This is a genomic window from Veillonella sp. T11011-6, assembly GCF_002959755.1.
GTDB lineage: Bacteria > Bacillota > Negativicutes > Veillonellales > Veillonellaceae > Veillonella.
The window spans coordinates 152,320-165,040 of sequence record NZ_PPCW01000001.1; the positions used below are offsets into that span (position 1 = coordinate 152,320).

A 12,721-nucleotide genomic window follows, 5' to 3' on the forward strand; every position below is an offset into this window, starting at 1 on the left:
TATGAGATCATATTTATTAAGTAGAAAAAATTTAACAAGGAAATTAAGTTTATTATGTGATGAGAATATTAAATCAAAGAATACGATTACATCTATAGTAAGAGGAAACGCAATAGAGATATGTAGTTTTTATGATTTAATTATGGAAATAGCTGAATTATCATATAGGAATCCTGATGTAATGTTATTTTATCGTGGTCAAAATAATAATTATACGAAGAATAATATTGCTACTTTGTATCCAACGATATATCGTGCTACTGATAAAAGTAATATAAATTTTGATTTTAAAGTATTAAATGAATCATCTGTAAAATTGATTGCTGCACTTAAAGCAGATGAAAGGATTGATTCAGAAGAACTTAAAGAGATAAGAAAAATCAAACTATTACAGTACTCAATTTTGCAACATTATGAGGTATGTAAAACCCCTTTATTAGATTTAACACAATCAATAAAAGTAGCTTGCTCATTTGCAATACTAAATAATGAAAAAAATATTGGATATATTTATGTACTTGGACTTCCATATATAAATGGTAGAATATCCGTTGATTCTGAGGAATATATTACTAATATAAGGCTGTTGAGTATAAGCTCAAGTGCTGCTAAAAGACCATTTTTTCAAGAGGGGTATTTAGTACAAACTGAATTTGCTTCAGATATTGAGAATAATATAAAAATGGATGAGTTAGACTTTAATAGAAGATTGTTGGCTATTTATAAGTTTAAAAATAATAAACAGTTCTGGGGCGATGAGAGTCCTATAAGCGAGACTGCATTATATCCTGATGATGATATAATGAAAGAAATATGTAATAGAATTAAAGATTCTAAATACTATTTGAGTAATAAAACCACCAAAAATACAAATACAAAATTATTAGGTGATTTTTTAACATTATGGTCAAATATAGAAAATAATTATAATAGTAAAAATACTAATAATCATTTACTCATAGATAAGTCTTATGTACATGATGAATCAGATTTAAGAACTTTGCTAGCTTTTCGAAATAAGGTTATTAACAAACCAGATCTTGTTAAAGATGATGAGTTAATAAAAAGTATTAATATGTTAAGGTCACTCTTAGATAATAAGAGAATATAATAGTATATTAATATTAGATTTTAATAAATATAATGGTAACCTATTTAGACTAAATTAGTGTTAAGTAGATATTAGAAGAATTATGATTAAGCCCTTCGCATAAGCGAAGGGCTTTTACTATACACGCATACTTATAAATGTAATATAATTAAATTAAATAGTGATGGTAGGATATTTATCTATGTAGTTAATACTATAAAAAAGTAGTTAATGTTAAAAACAGGATACAACTATGATTATAGAAAAAGCAACAATAGAACAATATGAAGCTGTTAGATCGTTTTACCATTCTCTTATAGATGGCTTACAAGATTCTATTTACGATATAGGTTGGAAGAAAGATGTTTATCCTGAGCCCGATTTCTTAATAAATTCAATTTCAAGAGGTGAATTATTCATAGGAACAACTGATGGAAAAATTATGGCAGCTATGGTTATTAACCATGAATCAAACGAAGGATATCAGAATGTTGATTGGCCCACAAAGGCTAGCGTTGATGAAGTATTAGGCATTCATGCTCTTGGTGTACATCCTGATTACGCCGGTAACGGCTATGCTAAAGAACTAGTTAGCTTTGTCATTACATATGCTAAGGAACATAAGCAAAAAGCAATACGCCTTGATGTCCTTAAAGGCAATGCTCCTGCTGAAAAGCTATATTCTAGTATGGGGTTCAAGTATCTCCGTACATTACCCATGTATTATGAGGATACAGGCTTAACAGATTATGAATTATATGAACTTTCATTGTAAAGGGTGTTAATTTTATAAGCTATGATATAAAGAGGTATATTATGTTTAAACCAATTCGTAAAAAGATAAATGAAATAGATCGCACTGCGACAGAAGCATTATTAACATCTAATCGTCGTGGTATCTTGGCCATGAATGGAGATAATGGATACCCGTATGCTATTCCCATTAATTATTTTTATGATAATGAAACACAGAAAATTTATTTTCATGGAGCTAAAGCTGGTCATAAAGTAGATGCATTAAAAGCTTCAGATAAGGTATGTTTTACAGTATATGGGGATGAGCATATTGATGAATCTGAACCATGGGCCCCATATGTACAAAGTGCAGTAGTATTTGGTAGATGCCGTTTATTAGAGGCCGGTCCAGAATCTATAGCTCGATTAAAAGAGTTTGCGATGAAATATTATCCTGATGAAGCGTTAGCTGATGATCAAATTGCTCGTAATGGACGAGCAACACAGATGTTTGAAATCACTATTGAACATATGAGTGGCAAACAAGTACAAGAGAAATAATAGATTGGCCCTTCGCTTATACGAAGGGCTTTTACTATACACTCATACTTATAAATGTAATATAATGTAATTAGTATATATCATTTTAAAAATATAGTTCATGGGAGAGAGACATGATAGATCTAAAGGATTTAGGTACCTTTGAATCTGTACCTGAAATAGTAATAGATATTGTAAAAGGAAATATTGAAGCTTTAGAAAATACATTAGCAGATGGTTGGGATATTCATAAACCTGTACAATTGGGTAAGTACAGTGAGTATTCCCCTCTAGAATTGGCATTAGTAATGAACTGTTTGCCAAGTGTTCAATGGTTAGTTGAACATGGAGCAGATCTAAATGATGTAGAAAATCCAAGCTTCCTATTAGCTGTACGGTATGCTGATCAAGAGATAATAGATTATGTTGTAGATCATGGTGCTAACATTCACGGATTGAATTCTGTGGAGGTAGATGCTTTTCAAGCTGCCTTATATGGCAAGAAATATGAGAACCTACAACTGATTCATGACTTAGGCCATACAGTACAGAAGTATGGCGGTAAAGCTTTTAGAAATGCTATTACAGATGAAAATTATGAGGTTCTAGATTTCTTTATTCATAATGGTGTAGATATTAATTACAATAAGCCTGATTCTGTATATCCTTTTAAGCCGACTCCATTATGTGTAGCTGCTCGGTACGTAGATTTACAGATGTGTAAATACTTGGTAGAACATGGTGCGGATGTGACTATCACGGAAAAGGATGGTATGCGTCCTTATAGCATTGCCATTGAAAAGGGCGATATGGAAATGGCGGAGTATTTTAAAACATTAGAGCCTGTAGAGTACCATGATAAACAAAATAAAATGGATCAATTAAAACCATTTAAACTCCCAAGAGCATTAGTATCGTTTTTAGAGGGTGATACACTTTACTTTGAATTGCCAGACTCTGATTTTATATCGGTTGAGTTTTTACCTTTACTTGATACGGTTCCATTTAAAGTGGGCCGTCGTAAACTATTACGACTATCTAAAGAGCTAGGCGAGTATAATGATTATCAAATTGTATGGGACCCTAAGTCTAAAAAAATCAGTTGTTATGATACCGAGCATCAAGAGCTACATGAACTTTGCAAGTTTGATGAGTTTATAGCAGATATGGTAGGTCAATTAGAAACCTTATTCTAATGTATATTGTAAAGTTGAGGAGATACATATGGCAGATGCAGTTGAGAAAACTTATACAGATTGGTCAATTGATGTAGGTAACTATAAGTATGAAGGAATTACATTGAATGAGGTTGAGCAAAATCTCTACGCTATTGAGGATCAAGAGCAGGATTTTGTAGTTATATCACCAGCAAAGGCAATTTCCATAGATAATAAAATGTATAACTTTGTACAAGTTTGTAGTGATCAAGATACGGATTTATTACATATAGAGCTTAGTGTAACTAATGATGGTGAGCAGGGTGCTATCATATACGGTAAAAATGAGCTAGGACATCAAGAAGCATTCCAGATCATAGAAGAATTTATTGCACATCATAAGGTACCATCATTAGATGATTGGGAAGTCGTACTAGATTTAAGACCAAAGATGGAAAGCTATGTAAAGGGTACAAACGATGACTAATCCTGTAATATATGATGAACAGTTAAGGCAATATACCACATTCTACGAAGGAATACAGTTTTGCTGGGATGAGAAACCAACAGATGCTAATTTAGATACGGCAAAGCTATTAGCTGTTAATTACCATAAAAATATAGATGCAATTGTAACTTTCATTTATAACGAAATACGAGATTTGTATGGTGATGTAACTATTGATGAAGTGAAATCACGCATTGGTATGCCTATTATTGAATTAGAACGTGATGCTGTGACCTATTGCGAGCAAACCTTTGATGATACCCATATCTTTTCTTTTACATTTTGGGATGATGAATTCAAAGATTTACATTATTTTGCCATAGATGGATGATATATTTTCCATGATTTTGCTAGTATGACTTATATGTGGAGTCTATTATGTTATATACACCTAATAACATTTTGTATAAGTATATTCGCTATCGATTTAGACGGATTCAGATTCAGTGCAATATGTTATATGATATAGCACCAGAGGAAGAAGATGAGATTTGTCGTAATCTATTAAAAAAGAGAGCGAAGATATTAATTCCCGTTGGCATATTATATTTTTTGCTTTTTGGGATTATCTTTGCTTGGCTAGTAGGAACAAGTGAGGAATTGAATCCATTAATGCAATGGGAATTAAGAGTTATAGATTATGTTATACCCATTTTAAATACCATAGATATTAAATGGTATGCATATTCCCTAGACTTATTGCGAGTAGCAGTTATTTTAGCACCTATAGCGATTATAAATGCATCTCCTTATATTATTGTTTCCTATATTGTAGATACTATTTTGATACGACGTGAGGTAAAAGCTTTAATCAAAACTTATTCTATGAATGAGTAATTAAAAATTTAGATTATATTGGTTTAAACTAGGAGAGAGTATTATGAGTAATCTAAAAGACTTTGATTGGACAGGATTTTGGAATGATGTTGACTATGCGTTTGAATCCTATATTGGTAAACCGGTTACTGATAAGGATATTAAAGCAGCTGAAGCAGATCTAGGTTATACATTGCCTGCTGCATATATTGAGCTACTTAAAAACCATAATGGTGGGGTAGTAAAGAAAAATTGTTTTATTAACGATGATGACGATTGTGTATATATAACAGGAATATATGGCATCGATAGAGATAAAAAATACTCTCTTTTAGGTGAGATGGGAAATGAGTTTTGGATTTCAAAAGTAAAATATCCCCCTATCGGTGTCGTTGTAGCCGATACGATTTCTGGTGGGCATGATATGATTTTCCTTGATTATCGTGAGTGCGGTCCAACCGGTGAACCTAAGGTTGTACGGGTCGATCAAGAATGTGATTACTCCATGACTCCCTTAGCAGATAACTTTGGTGACTTTATTAAGAACTTATATTTCAATATAGAAGAAATTACGGATGAAGAGTTTCAAGAATTAAGTGATGCGGAAAAGGTTAAGCTCCTTAATGAACAAGAGGGCATCGATATTAAGCGTGCGATGGAGCTATTGACGAACATAGGCATCGATAATTTGTCCCCTATACTATTAAGCACCTTAGGACGTATGTATAACAATAATGGCCGTGCGTCAGAGGCTATCGAGTTGTTTGAACGAATCGATGAGGCACATCGTGATTGGTCTTGGTACTATCGTTGTGGTTATGCTCATGGGATGTTAGCTATTGGTGAAAGCTACGAATCTGAACATGTGCAGAAAGCATTACAGTTAATAGAGACGGGCATAAAAGTGACGAAAGAAGCTCACTTAGATAAACAGCTTGTTTGGTGCTGTGAAGTGGTAAAATATCACCTATCTAAAATTAAGCCAAAAGAGTACAAGATGGATTATCCTTTGGTATATGAAACTATTAAGACTGTGTTTGATAAGAAAAATAGCAAAGATGCTACAGAAGGTAAAGATATTGAAGATGTTAATGAATGCGAAGAAGATAACTATCCTACATATGATGTAGTACATTGGGTATTTAATAAGCAAACATATAGCAAAGAAGAGTTTTCCAAAGAATACAATGAAAATGTAAAGAACTATGTAGATGATGATCAATCAGATGACGACGATAGATTAGAAGAACCAGAAATTCTAGTAACCTATGAAGCTTGGATTGAAAGTAAAGACCAACTCTTTGATAATGAACGTGTAACCGATGAGGAGTTACACGAAGAAGATAAAGAAGATGGTATGTGGCAAGTAGAAATTATGGCTCATCTTGTGGCGGATAATGGTACATATTTTACAAGAGAAGAATTGCTCTTTAAATTGCACAATTTGATGGCCAATAAAGAATTAGGCGATCATGTATTCTTTGAAGGCATCGAATACGAAGGCCATGAATGTGAAGGTTACGGACTTATAGATAATGAAGATGGCATACCTGTATTCTATATTTGCTGTGGTAGTTGATTAATAGAGAAATAATATATTAGCCCTTCGCTTATGCGAAGGGCTTTTACTATACACGGAAATTTATAACAGTAATAAATTAGATTAAATTATTATAATTTTGTGCTTTGGGCTACGTTATTTCATATGAGATTAGTTTACAATATTGAGGAATATATTATGAATAATGAAATCAAAGCATTGTTTAAATGACTACAAGGAGGATTATCTTATGATTTTTAATGCCATAAAAAACCTGTTTAACAAGGATGAGAATGCAGAGCAGATTGAATATCTTGGTACTGATAAAGATGGTAATAAAATATATGAAGGTTACTATCATGAGTTTAAGGGAATTCCTTGGGTTTTTAATAAAACTACTTATACTAGAGAAGAGTTTCTTAAGGCGTTTTATGAATGCTTAGAAGAGCATAACGTTAATCGTGATAATTTACCGCCATTAGTAGAGCCTGAAATTCTTGTGAGCTACGAAGCTTGGATTGAAAGTAAAAGTCAGCTTCACCCTAATGAATACTTATACGAAGACGATGAATTAGAAGAATACGATAAAGAAGACGGTATGTGGCAAGTTGAAATCTATGCTCGCCTTAAAGCAGATAATGGACAGTACTTTACTACTGAAGAGCTTCTTTTCAAGCTACATAATTTAATGGCCAATAAAGAGCTCGGTGATCATGTGTTCTTTGAAAATCTAGCCTATGATGACCACGAATTCGATGGTGACGATATCGATGAAATCGACGATGACGATGAAGGTACTCCTGTATTTGTCGTATGGCTTGGTAGCTAGTTAAATAGCTGTTTTTGTCATTAACTATTATTTTAAAATCTGTAACCCATAGTTTTGTGTTGTTTGTTATAATTATCTTAAGATGAGTTCATATACATATTGATGCTATGAGGGGAAGTGTATTGTATGTCTTTAAGTGTTGAACAGTTTTTATCTTTGTCTGATGCTGAACAGTTACAAACTATCAAAGACCTTAATGATAGTGGAAACGTAAAAACTATTATTGATGTGTTAACTAGTGTGGGCATAGAAAATTTATCTATACCTCTGTTAGGTGAGCTTGGTAGAGCTTATAACAATAATGGCAATGAAAAAGAGGCAATTAAGGTATTAGAGGCTATTGATGAAGAGCATCGTGATGCGGTGTGGTATTATCGCTGTGCCTATGCGTATGGATCTATTGTTTTAGATAATAATGAAGCGTACACATCTGATACTATGCAACAGATGCTAAGGTTAGTGGATCAGGGTGTACGGTTAGCTATGGAATCGGAACTAGATGATATAAAATCGTATTGTTTTGAAGTCATGGATATGTGCTATATGCAAATGGACTTTGAAAAATGTGAAGCTGATTATCCTGATTTATGTGCTGCTTATAATGAGTATGTAGCAGCGAAAAAGAAGAAACGGAAAGGTGTGCCTCGTCATCGCACTATCACTGTTGAAGAGATACAAGCTACAGACGATATGTGGACCATTAATGAGCCTATGTACTGGACTATCAATATATATGGCTCATACGATGATTATTTAGAATCTGCCAAATCTTTTACTGTAGAGCAACGATATCTCAATGCTATATCTTGGTACTTCGCAGAGGTTAATAATGGTGGACATCATCAGTTCTTTTATAACTCTACAGGCATTGTATGGGAAGATGCTCTTGCGGGGTTACGCCTCTTCAAGATGGATATACTAGCAGATAATTTACAATCCGTAATCGATTACTTTGGCGGTTCTGTTCCATTTGATAGAGAAGAACGATGGACCATTTTAAAAGATTGGGACGATGAAATATTTGATTTCCTCGATAAAAAAGATGATGTAGTCTATGAATATGAAGGCATCTTTGAAGATGTATTTGTACATGAACATCCAGAGTTATTTGTATTTGATGGGACCTATAAGGTTCCAGAATAAGCGTAGCAATGTAGTGTATAAGGGCTACTTTCACTAAGAATATACTATGTATTAGAGGTATTACATGTTAGATAAACAAGGCGTATATGATTGCCTACGTGACCATCATATCGATTTTGAAATTACGGATCACGCACCGCTATTTAGTATGGATGATAAGCCCAATGTAGAGTTGCCATATCCTGAGTGGGATGCGAAGAATCTATTCATCCGAGACCATAAGCGGGAGCACTACTATCTGATTACTGTGCGCGGCTCAAAGCGTGTGGATTTAAAACAGTTTCGTAAGGACCACAATCTTAAAAAGATTTCCTTTGGCTCAGAGGAGGAGCTATGGGATATATTAAAGATTAAACCAGGTCACGTATCTCCATTCTGTTTACTTCACGATGAAGCACGGAAAGTTCATTACTATATTGATGCGGATTATAAAGATAATCTAATCGGTATACATCCTAATCAAAATGATGCTACAGTATGGCTACAGGGAAAAGACTTAGTTAACTTAATTGAAGAACATGGTACAACTATTGAATATATAACAATATAAGCTCAACATCCTATTTGTGGGAAATAATATTAATTAATATTGTTTCCACAGATAGGATGTTTTTATATGCAAAAAGAATAATAATCTTTTATAATAATATAAGAGTATTTGTTATATAAGAGGTTGTACATGAAAGTTAAATTAATTCAGCCGCGTATGTTGAAGCGTCCTATGGATACAGATTTAAAAATACGTATGTCACCACATTTAGGTTTGTTAACGGTGGCTAATATTATTCGTTATGAGTGTGAGGTCACAATTGAAAATGAAAATATTAGAGCTATTGATTTTGATGATGTGCCTGACTTGGTAGGGATAGCAGTTACAGTAGATGTTTTACCTAGAGCTATTGAAATTGCATCTATATATAAAGAAAAAGGTGTTAAGGTGATTGCTGGTGGTATACATATTACGACAGCATCCAATACCATACCTAAGGAGGCATTTGATAGTCTTTGTATAGGTTTTGCAGAAAATACATGGCCTCAAATTATAGAAGATGCTAAACATGGTCGATTACAATCTCAATACGTATCTGCTCCTTTAGAGTCTGGAGACGATATTGCATCACCTGCATATGACTTAATAGATAAGACCGATTACTTATGGTACAATGTTGTTTCTACTAGTCGAAGTTGCCCTCATAGATGTGATTTTTGCTATAATAGTTCTGGAACACACCAATATATTAATCGCAATATAGAAGATGTGTTGGAAGATATCAAAAAATTAGGTACAAAACATATTATGTTTATAGATGATAACTTTATTGGCAATATTTCTTGGACTAAACAGTTTTTAGAACGTATTAAACCTTTGAAGTTAAACTGGAATGCAGCAGTTACTATGAAAATAGGGCAACACCCTGAATTAATGGATTTAATGAAAGAAACTGGTTGCCAGAGTTTATTTATTGGTTTTGAAAGTATTAGTTCTCAATCTTTATCTAGTGTTCATAAAATGCAAAATAATCGTGAAGAGTTTGAACGACTTATTAACGAATTACATAAGCGTGGTATTATGGTTAATGCTAGCTTTGTATTTGGATTAGATGGAGATACACCAGAGACTTTTAAAAATACGTTAAATTGGATTATTAGCCAGAAAATTGATACGATTACATCACATATTGTCACACCATATCCAGGTACTGAATTCTACAAGAGAATGGAAGAGCAAAATAGAATTTTTGATTATGATTTATCAAAATATAATACGTCTCATGTAGTTGTATCACCGTTAGGTATGTCTAAAGAAGAATTAGAAAAAGGGTATCTTTGGATCTATAAAGAGCTATATTCCATAAAAAATATATTTCGTCGCATGCCTAAAACTATGGGCACAATACCAGCATATTTAACATTTAATTTCTTTTATCGTAGATTTGGACACTTTACAGCAAAAGTATGTAATCTGTTAACTTATAAGCGTATTGGCTTGTTTGCTGAAAAGCTATCAAGATATATGTAAAGGAGTATTTATGACTAAAAAATTATTTAAACGTATTTTAGTAACCTCTACGATTGCTGTATTAGGTGTTAGTACATCCTTTGCGGCTCTTGTTATGGAACGAGATCAATCTGTAGATACAGCACCTAGTGTCAATATGTATCGATTCGAAGTACCAGCAGAGTTACAGGGCACATATAACAGTGCAGGTGTTGCCAATCTAACAGCATCTATGGAGAAAGAACCTAATACATTATCTATGAATGTAGCGCATGTAAAAGAAAATCCATCTGAGTCTTATGTAGTAGAGATTTATAAAGATTTAGCTGCCATTGAAACACATCGCAAATCTGATCATTATCAAGCCTTTGTTAATGAAGTAGGTTCTAAGTTAACAAATCGCAAAATGTACGATGTACAGTCTGTACTATTGTTTGAGAAAAAAGATGCTTTATCTATTGTCAATGATGGTAAAGCAGTAGTGACATTAACAGAGTTTACTGTTAATAGCAATGATATCGACACAGTACAACGTCAATACCAACTCGATATTGAACGGGCCGTACGCGATGATGCGGGTTATAAGGCCGGTTATGTGCTTCGTGAAAGAAATGTAAAAAATCATTGGTATGTTATCCAAATTTATAGTGATCAAGAGGCCTTAACAAAACATTTAAATAGTCCTGGTTATCGATTCATGATGAGCCAAATCCAAGGTAGTCTACAAAATGTTACCACAAAGGTTTTAGATGGGGATGTCCTCGTCAACCATGGGGGTCAAGCATTTGTAAGACCTTAAAACTGAATATAATATAGTATAATATAATCACAGTAAAGTTACTGCTAGCATATACATATGTGCTAGCAGTTTTTTGTTATATATTAGGTGAACGTATAGTCTATACAAAAAGGAGTTACATATGACACAGCAAGAACGGTTGCGCTATTTGGTTGAAGGCTTAGTAACAGAATACAATGAGAGACATAACGAATATATCGATATGCCTATAAATGAAGAAGAGCAATTTACTCTCTTTAGATCTTTATGTAATATTCGTCCTGCTGGTGGCATGTCTCTTGAATGGATGAAGATAGAGGCTGAATATTTAAATACATTGGCTCATGAAAAGGGGATCGTAACGATTCATGATATGGAAGAGCGAGAGCCTCAGATTTATTTGTGGCAAGGAGATATTACTCGATTATCTGTAGATGCTATTGTAAATGCAGCCAATAATAAATTGCTCGGATGTTTTGCTCCAAATCATAAGTGTATCGATAATGAAATCCATACCTTTGCTGGTATAGAGCTTCGCATGGAATGTGCTAGAATGACTGAGTATATGGAAATGCCTGAAAAAACGGGTGTGGCTCGTATGACCTATGGGTATAATTTGCCCGCAAAGCATGTACTTCATACGGTAGGTCCTATTATTTATGAAAGTGTAACAGATAAGGAAAGAATTGAATTAGCTTCTTGCTATCAATCCTGTTTAAAGTTAGCTAATGCTTATAAATTACGCTCCATTGCATTCTGTTGTATTTCTACTGGTGAATTTAGATTCCCTAATGAAGAAGCAGCACAGATTGCCATAGATACGGTACGAACATATTTAAAAGAAACAAATAGTAAAATACAAGTGGTATTTAATGTATTTAAGGATATAGATTATGACATCTACAACAAATTATTGGGATAAATAATATACTCCTTTTGAAATTCATAAAAATACTGTATCATTTAATAATGACATACAAAAGGTTATGAATGAATTGTTAGTTTAAGAAGGAGATAATGTACTATGAATTATAAATACACCTATGAAAGCCCATTAGGAACTATGATTATGCTTGGTACATTATCATACTTAACAGATTTGTTTTTTATCGATGAAGATTATGCACCAAGTTATGATGATGCGGAGTATATAGAGCAACTAACAGGTCCATTTGAAGTAACTATTATGTGGCTAGACCAATACTTTAATGGTAAAAAGCCTTTTATTACACCACCGATTCAGTTAGAGGGGACAGAGTTCCGTAAGTCTGTATGGTCCATATTACAAACTATAGCTTATGGTGAAACTACAACATATGGAGATATAGGTAAAGAGATTGCAAAACAGCAAGGAAAAGATAGGATGTCTGCCCAAGCAGTAGGAGGTGCTGTAGGTCATAATCCTATATCTATTATCATTCCATGTCATCGTGTGATTGGTAGTAATGGAAAATTAACTGGCTATGCTGGCGGTATTGAACGTAAGAAATACATGCTTGATCTTGAAGCGAAACATAAATAGTACATATTAGATTGTAAAATCATATTTAAATAGACTTATAGAAAAAGAAGAAAGAGATTACTCA

The 12,721-nt window shown here is 33.3% G+C and carries 15 protein-coding genes; all 15 read left to right on the forward strand.

The genetic code is table 11. The annotated features are described in order from the left end of the window. Position 1 precedes the first annotated feature (1 nt). The 15 genes from VRHSUH10_RS00640 (at position 2) to VRHSUH10_RS00710 (ending at position 12,657) form a co-directional block, all read left to right on the forward strand. The gene (locus VRHSUH10_RS00640; protein WP_105089051.1) at positions 2-1,111 is read left to right on the forward strand and encodes an FRG domain-containing protein; all 1,110 of its coding nucleotides are present in this window, start codon (positions 2-4) and stop codon (positions 1,109-1,111) included. A 232-nt stretch (positions 1,112-1,343) separates the two neighbouring features. Beyond that, on the forward strand, positions 1,344-1,865 hold the full coding sequence (locus tag VRHSUH10_RS00645) for a GNAT family N-acetyltransferase (protein WP_105089052.1): 522 nt from the start codon (positions 1,344-1,346) through the stop codon (positions 1,863-1,865). A 41-nt stretch (positions 1,866-1,906) separates the two neighbouring features. Further along, positions 1,907-2,386 (forward strand): pyridoxamine 5'-phosphate oxidase family protein, encoded by a 480-nt coding sequence (locus VRHSUH10_RS00650; protein ID WP_105089053.1) that lies wholly within the window; start codon positions 1,907-1,909, stop codon positions 2,384-2,386. Between the two features lie 113 nt (positions 2,387-2,499). Continuing rightward, positions 2,500-3,561 (forward strand): ankyrin repeat domain-containing protein, encoded by a 1,062-nt coding sequence (locus VRHSUH10_RS00655; RefSeq protein WP_105089054.1) that lies wholly within the window; start codon positions 2,500-2,502, stop codon positions 3,559-3,561. 28 nt (positions 3,562-3,589) lie between these two features. Then, complete coding sequence (locus VRHSUH10_RS00660) at positions 3,590-4,009, forward strand: bacteriocin (RefSeq protein WP_105089055.1); 420 nt, start codon at positions 3,590-3,592, stop codon at positions 4,007-4,009. After that, positions 4,002-4,361: a hypothetical protein gene (locus VRHSUH10_RS00665; protein WP_105089056.1), complete on the forward strand. Its 360-nt coding sequence runs from the start codon at positions 4,002-4,004 to the stop codon at positions 4,359-4,361. Before VRHSUH10_RS00660 ends, VRHSUH10_RS00665 begins: the two co-directional genes overlap by 8 nt. A gap of 47 nt (positions 4,362-4,408) precedes the next feature. After that, positions 4,409-4,867, forward strand: a complete 459-nt coding sequence (locus tag VRHSUH10_RS00670; RefSeq protein WP_105089057.1) for a glycosyl transferase family 4 — start codon at positions 4,409-4,411, stop codon at positions 4,865-4,867. A 43-nt stretch (positions 4,868-4,910) separates the two neighbouring features. Then, positions 4,911-6,425 carry an SMI1/KNR4 family protein gene (locus VRHSUH10_RS00675; protein ID WP_105089058.1) on the forward strand — a complete coding sequence of 505 codons (1,515 nt, stop codon included), beginning with the start codon at positions 4,911-4,913 and terminating at the stop codon, positions 6,423-6,425. Between the two features lie 211 nt (positions 6,426-6,636). Continuing rightward, positions 6,637-7,215: a hypothetical protein gene (locus tag VRHSUH10_RS00680; RefSeq protein WP_105089059.1), complete on the forward strand. Its 579-nt coding sequence runs from the start codon at positions 6,637-6,639 to the stop codon at positions 7,213-7,215. A gap of 126 nt (positions 7,216-7,341) precedes the next feature. Beyond that, positions 7,342-8,358 (forward strand): DMP19 family protein, encoded by a 1,017-nt coding sequence (locus tag VRHSUH10_RS00685; protein WP_105089060.1) that lies wholly within the window; start codon positions 7,342-7,344, stop codon positions 8,356-8,358. Between the two features lie 64 nt (positions 8,359-8,422). Then, on the forward strand, positions 8,423-8,908 hold the full coding sequence (locus VRHSUH10_RS00690; protein WP_105089061.1) for a prolyl-tRNA synthetase associated domain-containing protein: 486 nt from the start codon (positions 8,423-8,425) through the stop codon (positions 8,906-8,908). 129 nt (positions 8,909-9,037) lie between these two features. After that, a complete protein-coding gene (locus VRHSUH10_RS00695; RefSeq protein WP_105089062.1) occupies positions 9,038-10,378 on the forward strand; it encodes a radical SAM protein in 1,341 nt (446 codons plus the stop codon). Between the two features lie 10 nt (positions 10,379-10,388). Next, positions 10,389-11,156 carry an antibiotic biosynthesis monooxygenase gene (locus tag VRHSUH10_RS00700; RefSeq protein ID WP_105089063.1) on the forward strand — a complete coding sequence of 256 codons (768 nt, stop codon included), beginning with the start codon at positions 10,389-10,391 and terminating at the stop codon, positions 11,154-11,156. 121 nt (positions 11,157-11,277) lie between these two features. Then, positions 11,278-12,057 (forward strand): protein-ADP-ribose hydrolase, encoded by a 780-nt coding sequence (locus VRHSUH10_RS00705; protein ID WP_105089064.1) that lies wholly within the window; start codon positions 11,278-11,280, stop codon positions 12,055-12,057. A 102-nt stretch (positions 12,058-12,159) separates the two neighbouring features. Continuing rightward, complete coding sequence (locus VRHSUH10_RS00710) at positions 12,160-12,657, forward strand: methylated-DNA--[protein]-cysteine S-methyltransferase (protein ID WP_105089065.1); 498 nt, start codon at positions 12,160-12,162, stop codon at positions 12,655-12,657. Positions 12,658-12,721 lie beyond the last annotated feature (64 nt).